The sequence below is a fragment of the Methylobacterium sp. FW306-05-D genome (genome assembly GCF_058782155.1).
This window is the reverse complement of record NZ_JBYSXL010000012.1, coordinates 60,768-76,372: the sequence shown is the minus strand read 5'-3', so window position 1 is coordinate 76,372 and position 15,605 is coordinate 60,768. Positions and strand designations below refer to the sequence as shown.

11 protein-coding genes are annotated in these 15,605 nt (G+C 70.0%); 4 read left to right on the top strand and 7 right to left on the bottom strand.

Features of this window, described 5'->3' with window-relative positions:
- Nucleotides 1-255 precede the first annotated feature (255 nt).
- Nucleotides 256-2,682 (top strand): MASE4 domain-containing protein, encoded by a 2,427-nt coding sequence (locus AC3WLN_RS07065; RefSeq protein WP_492480338.1) that lies wholly within the window; start codon nucleotides 256-258, stop codon nucleotides 2,680-2,682.
- A gap of 10 nt (nucleotides 2,683-2,692) precedes the next feature.
- On the opposite strand, the gene AC3WLN_RS07060 is transcribed toward AC3WLN_RS07065, so the two are convergent.
- Complete coding sequence (locus tag AC3WLN_RS07060) at nucleotides 2,693-3,919, bottom strand: acyl-CoA dehydrogenase family protein (RefSeq protein WP_492480337.1); 1,227 nt, start codon at nucleotides 3,917-3,919, stop codon at nucleotides 2,693-2,695.
- A gap of 268 nt (nucleotides 3,920-4,187) precedes the next feature.
- On the opposite strand from AC3WLN_RS07060, the gene AC3WLN_RS07055 reads away from it, so the two are divergent.
- The 3 genes from AC3WLN_RS07055 to AC3WLN_RS07045 are packed head-to-tail and all read left to right on the top strand — an operon-like array spanning nucleotide 4,188 to nucleotide 8,765.
- The gene (locus AC3WLN_RS07055; protein WP_492480336.1) at nucleotides 4,188-6,536 is read left to right on the top strand and encodes an ATP-binding protein; all 2,349 of its coding nucleotides are present in this window, start codon (nucleotides 4,188-4,190) and stop codon (nucleotides 6,534-6,536) included.
- A gap of 4 nt (nucleotides 6,537-6,540) precedes the next feature.
- Nucleotides 6,541-7,005 carry a response regulator gene (locus AC3WLN_RS07050; protein WP_463775928.1) on the top strand — a complete coding sequence of 155 codons (465 nt, stop codon included), beginning with the start codon at nucleotides 6,541-6,543 and terminating at the stop codon, nucleotides 7,003-7,005.
- Nucleotides 7,002-8,765 (top strand): response regulator, encoded by a 1,764-nt coding sequence (locus AC3WLN_RS07045; RefSeq protein WP_492480335.1) that lies wholly within the window; start codon nucleotides 7,002-7,004, stop codon nucleotides 8,763-8,765. Before AC3WLN_RS07050 ends, AC3WLN_RS07045 begins: the two co-directional genes overlap by 4 nt.
- Before the next feature lie 21 nt (nucleotides 8,766-8,786).
- Here the strand turns inward: AC3WLN_RS07045 and AC3WLN_RS07040 are convergent, their stop codons facing one another.
- From AC3WLN_RS07040 to AC3WLN_RS07015, 6 genes are all read right to left on the bottom strand, one after another.
- Complete coding sequence (locus AC3WLN_RS07040; RefSeq protein ID WP_492480334.1) at nucleotides 8,787-9,686, bottom strand: NmrA family NAD(P)-binding protein; 900 nt, start codon at nucleotides 9,684-9,686, stop codon at nucleotides 8,787-8,789.
- A 120-nt stretch (nucleotides 9,687-9,806) separates the two neighbouring features.
- Nucleotides 9,807-10,538 carry an MIP/aquaporin family protein gene (locus AC3WLN_RS07035; RefSeq protein WP_492480333.1) on the bottom strand — a complete coding sequence of 244 codons (732 nt, stop codon included), beginning with the start codon at nucleotides 10,536-10,538 and terminating at the stop codon, nucleotides 9,807-9,809.
- Between the two features lie 56 nt (nucleotides 10,539-10,594).
- Nucleotides 10,595-12,100, bottom strand: coding sequence for a glycerol kinase GlpK (gene glpK / locus AC3WLN_RS07030; protein ID WP_492480332.1), 1,506 nt, complete (start codon nucleotides 12,098-12,100; stop codon nucleotides 10,595-10,597).
- Nucleotides 12,101-12,198: 98 nt separating this feature from the next.
- Nucleotides 12,199-13,731, bottom strand: coding sequence for a glycerol-3-phosphate dehydrogenase (gene glpD / locus AC3WLN_RS07025; protein ID WP_492480331.1), 1,533 nt, complete (start codon nucleotides 13,729-13,731; stop codon nucleotides 12,199-12,201).
- Nucleotides 13,732-13,817: 86 nt separating this feature from the next.
- Nucleotides 13,818-14,651, bottom strand: a complete 834-nt coding sequence (locus tag AC3WLN_RS07020; protein WP_492480330.1) for a DeoR/GlpR family DNA-binding transcription regulator — start codon at nucleotides 14,649-14,651, stop codon at nucleotides 13,818-13,820.
- A 165-nt stretch (nucleotides 14,652-14,816) separates the two neighbouring features.
- A complete protein-coding gene (locus AC3WLN_RS07015; protein WP_492480329.1) occupies nucleotides 14,817-15,509 on the bottom strand; it encodes an alpha/beta fold hydrolase in 693 nt (230 codons plus the stop codon).
- Nucleotides 15,510-15,605 lie beyond the last annotated feature (96 nt).

The window sequence follows — 15,605 nt, the reverse complement described above, 5'->3', positions numbered from 1 at the left end:
CGCGGCGCCCACTGATCCGAGGGGCCCCGGCCAGCGCCGGCGACACGCGACCGCTGGTTCTTCCCAGCCGCCGGACCCGAGGCGGCGGGCGGCCCGGACCCGCTGTCGCTCCTTCGCCACGGAACGGATCAAACCGGCCGCGCCGGACTGTCCCGGGCCGGACGAAGCGTGTCGCCCTGGGACGGATGGTGCTAGACCGGGCGTGGTCCTGTCGTCCGGGCGACCCGCCCTCCGCGCGCGGCCGGGAGCCACATCGTGCCGGAAATCGCTGGCGGTCCAGGCCTCTCCACCTTCGCGGATGCCGGGACGACCCGGCCCCAGAGGCGATTCGCGATCGCCGTGGCGGCCGCGTTCGGGCTGCTCACGCTCGCGCTGCTGCCGGTCGTGGCCGAGCCCATCGGGGCGATGCCGGGCTTCGTGCCGAGCTATCAGGCCGCCCTGATCACGGTCTATGCCGTCACCACCTACCTGTTCTTCGCGCAATATCGGCGTACCCGCTCGGTGCCGCTCCTGGTGCTGGCTGCGGGCAGCCTCTTCACCACGCAGATCGTCGCGGTCCAGCTCCTGAGCTTTCCCGGCGTGTTCGGGCCGGGGCGTCTCGTCGGCTCCGGTCCCGGCACCACCACCTGGCTCTGGACCCTGTGGCACGTCGGCCCTCCGCTCTTCGCTCTGCCCTACGCGATCATGGAAGGCGACCGGCGCCCGCGCCTGGTGCCGCGCGCCCGCGTCGGGACGACGGGCCGCCTCACCGCGCTGGCGGTGACCCTTGCCGTCGCCGCGCTGACCTGGATCGTCACGGACTATGTCGACTACCTGCCGCGCAGCGTCGAGGGCGACGATTACTGGCTGCTCACCACGTCGGGCATCGGGCCGACCGTGGTGCTCCTGACGGTGGCGGCCCTCGCCACCCTGTGCTGGCGCACGCGCCTGCGCAGCGTGCTGCAGCTCTGGCTCGCCGTCTCGCTGCTGCTTCTCGTCTTCGACAACCTGATCACCCTGCCGGGAGCCGCCCGCGGCACCGTCGGCTGGTTCGCTGGGCGGCTGGAAGCCCTGGCGGCCGGCATCGTCGTCCTGGCCGTCTACCTGCGCCAGGTCGACGGCCTCTACGCCGCCGCCGAGGCGGCCGCGCTTCGGAGCGAGCATCAGCGGGCGCAACTGAAGATCGCCCGCGACAAGGTCGCGGTCGCCCTCGATGCGGCCGACATGGGCAACTGGACCCTCGACCTCACGACCGGCGGGGCGGTGCGCAACCTGCGCCACGACCGGATCTTCGGCTATGACAGCCTGCTGCCGCGCTGGGGCCTCGCCGACTTCCTCGCCCATGTCGTCGCGGAGGACCGGCCCGTCGCGGAGGCCGCGATGGCGCGGGCGCAGACCGAGGACGTTCTGCGCTTCGAGTGCCGCATCGTGCGCTCGGGCGACGGGGCCGAGCGCTGGATCGACGTTCGCGGCCGGCTCTACCGAGACCCGGACGGTGCGCCCGCCCTCATGGCCGGCGTGGTGATCGACACCACCGATCGGCGCGAGTCCGAGCAGCGCCTGAGCCAGGCGCAGAAGATGGAAGCGATCGGCCAGCTCACCGGCGGCGTCGCCCACGACTTCAACAACCTCCTCACGGTCATCGTCGGCAATCTCGACATGATCGTACGCCGGCCGGACAACGCCCAGCGGGTGGAACGGCTGGCGACCTCGGCGATGACGGCGGCCCGGCGCGGGGCCGAAGTCACCGAGAAGCTGCTCTCGTTCTCGCGTCGGCAAGTCTTGCGGCCCGAGACGGTGAATCCCAACCACCTGCTCAAGGATTTCCAGGGCCTGCTGCAACGGGCGGTCGGCGAGACCGTCGGCGTCGTCCTCGACCTCGACGCGGCCCTCGATCCCGTCCGCCTCGACCCCGGCCAGTTCGAGAGCGCCATCCTCAACCTCGCGGTCAATGCCCGCGACGCCATGCCGGGCGGCGGCACCCTGACGATCCGGACCGAGAACCTCGCCCTGACGCCGGAACGTCGCGCGGCCTGGCCCGACCTGACGCCCGGCGTCTACGTGCGCGTCTCCGTCAGCGATACCGGCCTCGGCATGGATGCGGCCACCGCCGCCCGGGCGTTCGAGCCGTTCTTCACCACCAAGGACGTCGGCAAGGGCACCGGCCTCGGCCTGAGCCAGGTCTACGGCTTCGCCCGCCAGGGCGGCGGCCAGGTCCGGGTCGCGAGCGGGCCGGGCCAGGGCACCACGATCACCATCGACCTGCCGCGCTCGGCCGAGCCGCTGGTCCAGGCCCCGCGGGCGGACGCGCTCCTGCCCCTGCGCCGGGCCGCCGAGGGCGAGGTCGTTCTCGTGGTCGAGGACGAGGCGGCGGTCCTGGAGATGGCGGTCGAGAGCCTGTCGGAACTCGGCTACCGCACTCTCACCGCCACCCATGCGGCCGAGGCGCTGGAGCGGCTGAAGGGACCCGAGCGCATCGACATCCTGTTCTCCGACGTGGTCATGCCCGGGGGCATGAACGGCGTCGAGCTCGCGACCCACGCCCGTGCCCTGCGCATCGGTCTGCGGGTGCTCCTCGCGTCGGGCTATACCGGATCGGCCCTCGGCGAGCAGGGCGTGCCCGTCGACCTCCCACTCTTAAGTAAGCCCTATCGGCGCGAGGATCTCGCCGACAAGCTGCGGGTCGTCATGGGCGGGCGCTGAGGCGCGCGCGTCAGGGCTTCGGCAGCATCCGGTCGCTGATGATCCGGCGCTGGATCTCGCTCGTCCCCTCGAAGATCGTCGTCAGCCGCGCATCGCGCCAGTAGCGCTCAACCCGCCGCTCGGTGGTGTAGCCGTTGCCGCCATGGAGCTGCATCGCCTGGTTGGTGACCCGCACCGCCATCTCGGTGGCCACCAGCTTGACCATGGCCGACTCGCTCTCGGCCGGCTCGCCGGCATCGAGCAGGTGTGCGACCTGGTTCCAGAAGGCGCGGGCCTGGGCGACGTCGGCGGCCATGTCGGCGAGGGCGAAGCGCAGGGCCTGGAAGTCGCCGATCGGATGGCCGAACTGCTCGCGCTCCTGCAGGTAGGCCTGGCAATCCTCGAGGGCCGCCCGGGCGACCCCGACCGCCCGCGCCGCTGTGTGGACCCGGGCGATGTTGAGGCCACGCTGGACCGAGGCGAAGCCGCCAGAATCCGCGTCCGCCCCCTGGTCGCCGTAGAGGCCCGTGAGGCGGTCGCTCTCCGGAACCCGCACACCGTCGAGGTCGAGCTCGAAGGTCAGGAAGCCGTGATAGCCGATCTTGTCGATCACCCGTCCGGTCATCCCGGGCGGGAAGGTGCCGGGCTGCTTGACCACGAGGAAGGGTTCGAGCCCGGCCGAGCGGGGCTCGCCCGGCTCCGGGTCGCGGGTGCGGGCCAGGACCTCGACGAAGTCGGCGGCCTTGGCGAAGCCCGCCCAGCGCTTGGTCCCGGTCAGCACCCAAGTGTCGCCCTCGCGCACCGCCCGGGTCTGGACGCCGGCGAGATCCGAGCCGGCGGTCGGCTCCGAAAGGGCGATGCCGCCGATCCACTGTCCCTTCGCCGATTTCTCGAGGAGGGCTTTCCGGCGCTCCGGGTCGAGGGTCTGGGTGCCGAGGCCCTGACCCCGCGCCAGGATGCTGCCCACCGAGAGCCAGGCTCGCGCAAGTTCCTCGGAGACGAGGCAGTATTCGAACACGCCGAGGCCGAGGCCGCCCTGCTCGGCCGGAATGGTGATGCCGAACCAACCCTTGGCGGCCATCTGGTCGATGAGGCTGCGCGGCATCTCGGCCTTCTGCGGGTCGAGCTCGTCCGCCAGGGGCATCACCACGTCCCGGGCGAAGGCTCGCGCCTCGGCCTGCAGCCGCGCCCGTGCGTCCGTGCGCCAGGGGCTGAGGAGTTCCGGCGGGACGGATTGCCTGCGCTCGCGCTTCGCCATGACGTCCCCCTGTCGTCGATCCGGCTCGATTGGCCGGAGTCGCTTCGGAAGGGAAGCTAGAGCGAGCGCCCACGATGTCGACCGGAACGTGGGATCGACCGGATTCTGCAGGATCTGGCGAGCCGGCGCGATGCCGAATTTCCCGCGGCCGCGTTGGACCGTGGCGCTTCAGGTCGCGTTGCGCAGCCCGTCCGATCCGCGTAACCAGCCGCGATATGACGTGCAGAACGGGGACGGTCAGGGGGGAGCGGGCGCTTTGGGATTGAGCATGCAGGGGTTGGACACGGGCTCGACGCCCGCCGAAGCGCTGACCGTCTGCGATCGGGAGCCGATCCATCGCCTCGGTACGCTCCAGCCGCACGGCTTCCTCCTCGGCCTCCGGGATTCGGACGGGCGGATCGCCCAGGCCAGCGCCAATGTCCCCAGGGGCGCCGAGGCCTGCCTCGGCCGGCGCTGCGACGCGGTGTTTCCGGAGCTCGACGGCCTCCTGCCGGAGGGGCCGACGGAAACCGGCCGGGACGGTGCGCAGTACCTGCGCACCGTGACGCTGGCGACGCCGGAGGGGGCCCGCACCTACGAACTCGCGGTCCACCGTTCGGGCGGGCTCATCATCCTGGAATTCGAGGCGGTGGCGAGCCTCTTCGCCTCGGGCCAGAGCCTGGATGCGCTCTATCCGCGGCTCAGCCGCTTCGTCGAGGGCCTTCACGACGCCGCCTCCGTCGCCGAGCTCTGCCACCTCGTGGCCGTCGACATCCGCCATATCACCGGCTTCGATCGCGCCCTGGTCTACCGCTTCGACCGGGACTGGCACGGCACCGTCATCGCCGAGGACGGCAACGGCGCCCTGCCCTCCTATCTCGACCTGCGGTTTCCGGCGACCGACATCCCGGTCCAGGCCCGTGAGCTCTACCGGCGCAACCGCCTGCGGATCATCCCCGATGCCGGATACCGGCCGGTGCCGATCCTGCGCGAGGACGGCGAGGACGCAGAGCCCCTCGATCTCAGTCAGTCGATCCTGCGCAGCGTCTCACCGGTGCATGTCGAGTACATGCGCAACATGGGCACGATGGCGTCGATGTCGGTGTCGATCCTGGTCGACGGCGCCCTCTGGGGACTGATCTCCTGCCACAACGCCGAGGCCCGGCGGGTGCCGCTGCAGGCCCGCAACGCCTGCGACTTCCTCACCCGGATCTTCGCGCTCCAGCTCGCCGCCAAGGAGCGGGGCGCCGAGGCGGAACAGCGCCTGCGCCTCGGGGCGATCCAGGCCCGCCTCCTCGGCTTCATGGCGGAAGAGGAGAACTTCCTCGACGGCCTGCTGAAGCATCCCGACGACGTCCTGGCCCTGGCCGGGGCCTCGGGGGCGGCGGTGATCACCTCCGACAGCTGCCGGCTCCTCGGCGCGACGCCGCGGGAAGCCGAGGTGCGGGGGATCTACCAGTGGCTCTCCAGCGGTCCGGGCGGCGCCGACCTCGTCGCAACCGATGCGCTGAGCGAGGTCTATCCCCCCGCCCGCGCCTTCGCCGAACGGGCGAGCGGTCTTCTGGCGATTTCGATCTCGCAGAAATATGCCAGCTACGTGCTCTGGTTCCGGCCCGAGGTGGTGCGTACGGTGAAGTGGGGCGGCGACCCGACCAAGGCGGCGGTCCCCGATCCGGCCGGCGGCCCGGAGCGGCTGCATCCGCGGCAATCCTTCGCGACCTGGAAGGAGACGCTGCAGAACCGCGCCCTGCCCTGGTCACGGGCGGAGACCGAGTCGGTGAAGGACCTGCGCGCTTCCGTGCTCGGCATCGTGCTGCGGCGCGCCGAGGAACTCGCCTCCCTCAGCGAGGAGCTGCAGCGTTCGAACAAGGAGCTCGAGGCGTTCTCCTACTCGGTCAGCCACGACCTCCGGGCGCCCTTCCGGCACATCGTCGGGTACTCCGAACTGCTGCGCTCGCGCGAGGGCGAGCGCCTCTCCGACAAGGGCCGGCACTACATCAACACGATCATTGAGGCGGCCTTCTCGGCGGGCACCCTCGTGGACAACCTGCTGCGCTTCTCGCAGATGGGCCGCAACGCTCTGAACCCCGTCGCGGGCGACCTCAACGCCATGGTCGAGGAGGTCCGCCGCTCGGTCCTGCGCGACGTCCCGCCCGAGCGGACGATCCGCTGGACGATCGGGGCCCTCGGCCGGGTGAAGGCCGACCCGATCATGCTGCGGCTGGTGATCGAGAACCTGCTCTCGAACGCCGTCAAGTATACCCGGGACCGGGCGGAGGCGATCATCGAGATCGGTCGCCTGGACGGGTACGGGCCCGGTTCGGCTCAGGACGGCGAGGGCGCCGAGCAGGCCGTGTTCTTCGTGCGCGACAACGGCGTCGGCTTTGATATGGCTTACGTGGACAAGCTGTTCGGGGTGTTCCAGCGCCTGCACCGCGTCGAGGAGTTCGAGGGCACCGGCATCGGTCTCGCGAACGTCCGGCGCATCGTCGAGCGCCACGGCGGCCGCACCTGGGCCGAGGGCACGGTCGGCGCCGGGGCGACCTTCTACTTCACGCTGCCGACCCCGACGGCGGTCCCGAACCCGAATGCCGCGACCCGGGCCCGGTCGCCGCGGAACCCGAGGGAAGCGCGCTGATCCCATGCCGGACCTGAAGCCGATCCTCCTCGTCGAGGACAATCCGAACGACATCGAGCTCACCCTCGCGGCCCTGGAGAAGAGCCAGCTCGCCAACGAGATCGTGATCTGCCGCGACGGCGCCGAGGCCCTCGATTTCCTCTACCGGCGCGGCGGCTTCGCGATGCGCGACGCCCGCGATCCTGCGGTCGTGCTCCTCGACCTCAAGCTGCCCAAGGTCGACGGCCTCGAAGTGCTGGCCAAGGTGAAGGGCGACGTCCGCACCCGCTCGATCCCCGTGGTGATGCTGACCTCGTCACGCGAGGAGACCGACCTCGTGCGCTCCTACGACCTCGGTGTGAACGCTTTCGTGGTCAAGCCCGTTGGGTTCACGGAATTCTTTGAGGCGATCCAGGATCTCGGCGTGTTCTGGGCGGTGCTGAATGAGCCGCCGCCGCACCGGGGAGGAGGTTGGCCATCGAACACATGACGCAGCCCGCATCCGATCGGGGAACGCAGAACGGATTCGGTCCGAGCCCCCTGAGGATCCTCCTCCTCGAAGACAGCGACCTCGACACGGAACTCCTCGGCGCGGTGCTCGACGATCTCGGGCACCCCTACGCGATCGACCGTGTGATGACCGAGCCGGACTTCACCGCCGCGGCCGTGTCCGCTACGCCTCACCTGATCCTCGCCGACTACGTGTTGCCGACCTTCGACGGCCTCAGCGCCCTGGCGATCGCCCGCGCCCATTGCCCAGGCATCCCCTTCGTCTTCGTCTCGGGCACCCTCGGCGAGGACGTCGCGGTCGAGGCCCTGAAGCGGGGTGCGACCGACTATGTCACCAAGCAGCGGCTGGACCGCCTGCCCCGGACCATCATGCGGGCGCTCGCCGAGGCCCGCGCCCATGCCGAGCGCGAGCGCGCGCTCCAGGATCTGCGCGACCTCAACGCGACCCTTGAGGCGCGTGTCGAAACGCGCACGCGCGATCTCGCGGTCGCCAACGCCGAGCTCCACCGCCAGATCGCCGAGCGCGAGCGCGTGGAGGAGGCCCTGCGCCAAGCCCAGCGCCTGGAGGCCGTGGGCCAGCTCACCAGCGGCGTTGCCCATGATTTCAACAACCTGCTCACGGTGATCTCCGGCAACATCGAGTTCCTGGAGCGGGCCGTCTCGGACGAGCGCTCGAAGCGCCGTCTCCAGATGATGCGCGGAGCCGCCGATCGCGGCGCCCGCCTGACGGCACAGCTCCTCGCCTTCTCCCGGCGCCAGCGCCTGGAACCGACCCCGGTCGAGCTCAACCAGACCGTCGCCTCCATGCGCGACCTGCTCCAGAGTTCGATCGGCGGCGCGGTGCGCATCGAGATGACGCTGCAGCCCGACCTGTGGTCGGCCCTCGTCGACGCCACGCAGATCGAACTCGTGATCCTGAACCTCGCGATCAATGCCCGCGATGCCATGGCGGTGGGCGGCTGCCTCACGATCGAGACCGCCAATGTGGGCCTGACACAGGCGCCCGCCCGGCCGGAGGAGCCGGCGCCGGGCGAGTACGTCATGTTGGCGGTGAGCGACACCGGCACCGGCATCGCGCCCGAGGTACTGGCCCGGGTGTTCGAGCCGTTCTTCACCACCAAGCCCGTCGACAAAGGGTCCGGCCTCGGGCTCGCCCAGGTCTACGGCTTCGTGAAACAGTCCGGTGGCGGCGTCCGCATCGACACGAAGGTCGGCGAGGGCACCTCGGTGCGGATCTACCTGCCGCGCGCGGAGGCCACATCCTTGCCCCAGGAAGCCTCACGCACCGGAATCGACTGCGCCGACCAGCGCCGTACGGGCGACCGACCGGTCGTGCTCGTGGTGGACGACGACAGCGCCGTCCGCGAGATCACCACGACGATCCTGTCCGAGACCGGCTATCGCATCCGCGAGGCGAGCTCCGGACTCGCCGCCCTCTCGTCTCTCGAGGGCGATGCCTGCGTCGACCTGATCGTGCTCGACTTCGCGATGCCGGGCATGAACGGCGCCGAAGTCGCCTGCGAGATCCGCCGGCGCTGGTCGCATCTACCGGTGATGTTCGTCACCGGCTACGCCGACACCGCCGCGCTGATGCAGGCGGGCGAGGTCGGGGCCGACCATATCGTCCAGAAACCCTTCCAGGGCGGCGAGTTGGAGCGCAAGGCGGCGGCGATCCTGGCCAGTGCCCCTGCCGTACAGGGCGGCCTGCGCCTCGTGGTCGGTCAGCGCAATTCGGCCTGATCGCCGGAATACGGGACGCGCTCAATCCGCGGCCGCGAGCACTGAGCGGGCATCGACCCACGGCATCGGGCCGTAGCGTTCATTGTCGAGCGGCTCCAGCCTGCCCCGGCCACTGGACATGTCGCGCAGGTACTGCATGCCCTGCCAGGCCGGAAATACGGCATCGCTCGCGGGCGTGAACTTTCGGACGATCCGGATCAGCAATCCGAGCCGGCCGAGCCCGCCCGCGCGCCACAGGCCGTAGGGCCGTCCCGTCAGCTCCGTCATGATCGTCGCGAGCGTTCTCGGTGTCACGGTATCTCCTGCGATGCGAAGAAGGCGCGGTGCGTCCGGGTCGAGGGCCGCCGCCGCGGTGTAGCGCGCGACGTCGTCCTTGGCGGTGAAATCGAGGGGCTGGTCCGCATCGCCCCAATAGAGGATGCCCCGGGGCTTTCGCAGGACGATGGGCGCTTGGCCGGCGAGCAGGTCGGCGAAGGCGCCGTTGAGGATCGAGGTCGCCCGGATCGGCGTCCGGTCGATCCGGGCCATGAAACGGCGTCGCAGATCGAGATTGCGGTTGTCGCCCGGACGGATGCGGGTGAAGTCGAGAGAGAAATCCGAGGGGATGAAGCGGGGCACCCCGGCCGCGACCGCGGCGTCGAGCAGCCGTCCCTGCGCGTCGAGGATGACCGTTTCCAGGCCGTTCAGGACCGAGACCACGCAGGCGGCGCCGTTACAGGCGGCGGCCAGGGAAGCCGGGTCGGCGTAATCGACGCTGAACGCCGTGACGCCGGGTGGTGCGCTCCGGTGGTCGGCGTCTGTGCGCACGAGGGCCCGGACCTTCGCACCGCGCGCGACGAGTGCCTTCGCCACGCGGCCGCCGAGATCCCCCCCGCTGCCGGCGAGGACGATCGTCTGCGAGGACGGATGGGGTGACGTCATGGGCGGTCGTGCTGCTCCGCGCGCCGATTCCTGGCAGGGACTGCCCGGAACGTCGCTGAGCCCTCAAGGTAGCGTCGGCGCCCGGATGTCCAGGTCTCGAACCCGAGATCGGGGGCACCTTTAGAAGCCGACCGCGAGGATCACGAGGGCAGCGAGCACGGCGCCGACCGCCGGTCCCGCGACCGGTATCAGAGCGTAGCCCCAGTCCGAATCGCCCTTTCCGGCGATGGGCAGAACCGCGTGGGCGAGGCGGGGACCGAGGTCGCGGGCCGGATTGATCGCGTAGCCCGTGGTCCCGCCGAGCGACAGGCCGATGCCCCAGACCACCATTCCGACGAGATAGGGCGCGAGTCCGGTGGGAATGGTGCCGGTCGCTCCCACGGTCCGCGACAGCAGCGCGCTGATGATCAGGATCAACAGGAACGTGCCGATGATCTCGCTCAGCCAGTTTGCGCCCGAATGCCGGATCGCCGGATCGGTGCAGAAGCAGGCCCGCTTCGCCCCCTGGTCCTCCGTGACTGCCCAGTGCGGCAGGTAGTGGAGCCAGACCACGGTGGCTCCCAGAAAGGCGCCGATCATCTGCGCCGGCACGTAGACGAAGAGCTTGGCCACGCCGCCGGAGGTGATCGCCGCTGCGATCGTCACCGCCGGGTTGATATGCGCGTCCGGGCTGCCCGCGGCGGTCGCGACGAAGATCCCGCCCAGCACGGCGAAGGCCCAGCCGGCGGTGATCGCGATCCAGCCCGCCCCCTCCGCCTTCGAGCCGTGCAGGAGGGTCCCGGCCACGACGCCGTTGCCGAGAATGATCAGCACCATCGTGCCGAGAAGCTCGCCCAGGAACGGCGACGTCATGGCATGTCCTCCCCCGTCTTCCCGTGTTCTTGGATCGATCGACATCCATGCGGGCGTCAGTCGTCCTGCATGTCCCAGTCGAAGGAGCGCTTCACCGCCCGGCCCCAGGCGGCGGTGATGCGCTGGCGCTGGGTCGCGTCCATGTTCGGCTCCCAGCGCCGGTCGATGCCCCAGTTGCGCCGAAGGTCGTCCGTGCTCTTCCAGTAGCCGGTCGCGAGGCCGGCGGCGTAGGCGGCCCCGAGCGCGGTGGTCTCGGTCACCTTCGGGCGCACGACCGGCACGTCGAGGATGTCGGCCTGGAACTGCATCAGGGTGACGTTGGCGACCATGCCGCCATCCGAGCGCAATTCGCGCACGGGAATCCCGGAATCCTTCTCCATCGCCTCCAGCACCTCGTGGGTCTGGAACGCGGTGGCCTCCAGGCAGGCCCGGGCGATGTGGCCCCGGTTGGCGTAGCGGGTCAGGCCGATGATCAGGCCGCGGGCCCCCTCGTTCCAGTGCGGCGCGTAGAGCCCCGAGAAGGCGGGGACGAAGTAGACGCCGCCATTGTCCTCGACGGTGGTGGCGAGGCGCTCCACCTCGGCGCTGTCCTGGATCATGTGCAGGTTGTCGCGCAGCCACTGCACCAGGGCGCCGGTGATGGCGATCGAACCTTCGAGGGCGTAGACGGCCGGCTTGCCGTCGAGCTTGTAGCCCAGCGTCGTCACCAGGCCGCAGGTCGAGGGCACGGGGGTCTCGCCGGTGTTCATCAGCGCGAAGCAGCCGGTGCCGTAGGTGTTCTTCGCCTCGCCGGGCTGGAAGCAGGTCTGGCCGAACAGGGCCGCCTGCTGGTCTCCCAGGATGCCGGCGATGGGAACGCCGGCGAAGGGCACGCGGGTCTCGCCGTAGACCTGGGAGGACGAGAAGATCTCGGGCAGCATGGCGCGCGGGATGCCGAACGTGGCGAGCATGCCGTCGTCCCAGGCTAGAGTCTCGAGGGACATGAGCTGGGTACGGCTGGCATTGGTGACGTCGGTGACGTGGAGGCCGCCGTCGGGACCGCCGGTCAGGTTCCAGACCAGCCAGGTGTCGACGTTGCCGAACAGCACATCCCCGGCTTCCGCCTTCTCCCGCGCGCCCTCGACGTGATCGAGGAGCCAGCGCAGCTTCAGGCCGGAGAAGTAGCTCGCGAGCGGAAGTCCGGTCAGCGCGCGGAAGCGATCGCGTCCGCCGTCCCGGGCGAACTCGGTGACGAGGCGGTCGTTGCGGGTGTCCTGCCAGACGAGGGCGTTGTGGAGCGGTGTGCCGGTGCGCCGGTCCCAGATCAGCGTGGTCTCGCGCTGGTTGGTGATGCCGATCGAGAGCAGGTCCTTCGGCGTCAGGTCGGCCCCATCGAGGGCCTCCTGCATGACGGCCTGAGTGTTGCGCCAGATCTCCGCCGGGTCGTGCTCGACATGGCCGGGCCGCGGGTAGATCTGGGCATGCTCCCGCTGCTTGCAGGAGATGATCCGCCCTTCGCGATCGAAGACGATGAAGCGGCTGCTGGTGGTGCCCTGGTCGATGGCGCCGACATAGTGGGTCATGTCTGTCTTCCTCCCTTGGAAGGTTCGAAGGCGTCCGGGCCGGTCTTCGCGCCGGCTCCGGCCTGTCTCGGGATCTCTCGCTCTCGCTCTCGTCGAAATCAGGCGGCCTCGGCCCTGCGGGCGACGTAGGCCGCGAGGCGCGCGGCGCTCTCCGGGCTCGTACGCAGGCCGAGTTTCGAGCGGCGCCATAGGATATCCTCGGCGGTCCGCCCCCATTCGGCCCGGACGAGATAGTCGACCTCGGCCGCCGTCAGGCCGCCATCGAAGGCTTCGCCGAGATCCGCGAGGCTGCGGGCGCCCGCGACGATGGTCCGCGCCTGCGTGCCGTAGGCCCGGGCGAGGCGCCGGGCGGTCTCTGCCGGCAGGAAGGGAGCGTCTCGGGAGAACTGCGCCAGGAAGGTCTCGAAATCCGCATCCGGCATGGCGCCGCCGGGCAGCACCGCATCGCCGGTCCAGGGCTTTTTCAGCCCGGGAAAGTGCGGCGCGATCTTCTCGATCGCGTGTTCGGCGAGGCGCCGGTAGGTCGTGATCTTGCCGCCGAAGACCGACAGCGCCGGAGCCTGGCCGCCGGCGTCGTCGAGGTCGAGCACGTAGTCGCGGGTCACCGCCGAGGCATTGGCGGCCGCGTCGTCGTAGAGCGGGCGCACGCCGGAATAGCTCCAGACCACGTCCTTCGGCCCGATCGAACGCGCGAAAGAGCGATTGATGCAAGCGCAGAGGTAGCGCGTCTCCTCCTCCGAGATCGCCACCGGGCCGGGTTCGTTCTCGTAGGGCACGTCGGTGGTGCCGATCAGGGTGAAGTCGTGCTCGTACGGGATCGCGAAGATGATGCGCTTGTCCGGCTGCTGCAGGATATAGGCTTGGTCGCCCTCGTAGAGCTTCCGCACGACGATGTGGCTGCCCTTGATCAGGCGCACCGCGGCCCGGCTGTTGACGCCGAGCGTCGTCCCCAGGGTCTCGCTCACCCAGGGGCCGGCCGCGTTCACGACCGCCTTCGCCCGCACGGTCTCGCTCCGACCCGTCGCGCCGTCGCGGAGGGTCGCCGTCCAGGTTCCGTCGGCGCGGCGCGCGGTTTCCACGCCCGTGCGGGTGCGGATCTCGGCGCCGCGCGCCCGGGCGTCCATCGCGTTGAGCACGACGAGGCGGCTGTCCTCGACCCAGCAATCCGAATAGACGAAGCCCTTGCTGAGCCGATCCTGCAGCGGTGCACCGACGGGAGATGTTCGTAAACGAACCATCTCCGAGCCGGGCAGCGTGCGCAGGCGCGCCAGGTGGTCGTACAGGAACAGACCGATCCGAAGCATCCAGGCCGGACGCAGGCCCTCGTCGTGCGGCAGAACGAACCGAAGGGGCCAGATGATGTGAGGGGCCAACCGCAGCAGGCGCTCCCGCTCGGCCAGGGCCTCGCGCACGAGGCGGAACTCGTAATATTCGAGGTAGCGCAAGCCGCCGTGGATCAGCTTCGTGCTGGACGACGAGGTGAATTCCGCCAGGTCGCCGCGCTCGCAGAGCAGGACCGACAGGCCGCGTCCAGCGGCGTCGCGCGCGATGCCGGTGCCGTTAATGCCGCCGCCGATGACGAGCAGATCGTAGGGGGCGTCCGCCGCCCGCAGGTTCGATACTGTCGTCATGGTTCACCTCTCGCTCCGGTCAGCCCCCGGTTCGGCAGGATAGTGCCTTACAACGCGATTTTCGCAAGCGAAAATTTTGCCGTTCGTTATGGATCATCCTGATCTGTCGTCGCTAGCGTCACGCCGTGGCGCTCCATCAGGGCGACGATTTCGGGTGGGGGCAGCCGGTCGGTGAAGAAGGTGTCGATCTGTTCGAGCCGGCCGACCTCGACCATCGGCCGGCGGGTGAACTTGGTGTGATCGGCCACCAGGAAGGTCTGGCGTGCGTGCTGCAGGATGGTCTGGGTCGCCCGCACCTCCTCGTAGTCGTAGTCGAGGAGGGCGCCGTCGGCATCGATCCCGCTGATTCCGATGACCGCGACATCGACCCGGAACTGGCTGAGCGTGTCGCAGGTGAGCTGTCCCAGGACCGCACCGTCACGGTTGCGCATGGTGCCCCCCGCCACGACGATACGGAAGGCGGTGGTCGCCGCCAGGCCGATGGCGACGTTGAGGTTGTTGGTGATGATGCTCAGGTCATCGTGGTGCACGAGTTCGCGCGCCACCGCCTCCGTGGTCGTACCGATGTTGAGGAAGACCGAGCAATGCGACGGGATGCGGCTCGCCGCGAGCCGTCCGATCCGGGTCTTCTCGGAAAGGAGCGTGGCCCGGCGGTCGGCATAGTCGATGTTCTCGACGCTGGAAGGAAGGCCGCCGCCGCCGCGGTAGCGCTCCAGCCGGCCTTCGGCGCTGAGTTCGTTGAGGTCGCGCCGGATCGTCTGGACGGTGACGCCGAATTGACCGGCCAGCGCCTCGATCGTCACGAAGCCGCGCTGGCGCACCGCCGCCACGATGGCGGCGCGGCGCGTCTCGACCGCAGAGGCTTCGGCGCGCTCCGTGGCCTTTCGCTCAAAGCCGGCCCGCTCGGGCAGACGCGTCATGCCAACTCCTGCCGAAACGCTGACCGAGCGCTGCCCTGCATCGCCGAGACCGGGTTCGAACCTATAACGGTGTTTTCGAAAACGAAATGCCGCATCCCTCGCCAGCGACACCCATCCCCACGGGTCGCGCGCCTTTCCGGGCGGATGCGGTCCGCGCGGTCCCGTCTACGGTTCGAGGAGCCACGCCCTGAGCGCGTCGGAGACCGCCTGCGGCTGCTCGATCGGCGTCATGTGGCCGGCCCCCGGCACGATCACGAGGCGCGCGTTCGGAGCGAGCGCGGCCATCTCCCGGTGAATGTCCGGCGGGGTCACGGCATCGCTCGCGCCACACAGGATGAGGAGCGGGCATTTCAGACTCCGCAGGGTTCCGGTTCCGTCCTTGCGCTGGATGTTGTTCTGGCGAAGGAACACCTCGGGGCCGAGCCGCTCGGTCATGCCCCGAATTCGGCCCACGATCTTCGCATCGGCCAGATGCGCCGGGTCGAGATAGGTCGCCAGCAGCCGATCGCCGAAGCCGTGGAAGCGGCCGGGAATGCGGACGGCCTTGTCGAGGGCCTGGCGCGCTGCGGCCCGGTCCGGCGCATCGGCGCGGATCGACGTGTCGAGAAGCGCGAGCCGCGCGACGCGCTCGGGCGCGCGCCGGACGATCGCCTGCGCGACGTATCCGCCCAGCGAAAACCCCGCGAGGGCGAAGGTCGCCGGCGCGTCGGCCAGAGCGGCGTCGGCCAGGTCTTCGAGGGTCTCACCGCGCGTCAGGTCGGCCACGGTGCAGGCCGCGATGTCGGCCAGAGCCGCGACCTGATCGCGAAACAGGTCCGCATCGTTGAGGAGGCCGGGCAGGAGCACGAGCGGTATCATGGGGGGAGCCTCGCGACGTTGCCCATTGGCCTCGGGGCGGTCCGCGCAGCACGTCTGCGCGGCGCGACGCCTTGAGCGGGACGGTGATCCTGGCTC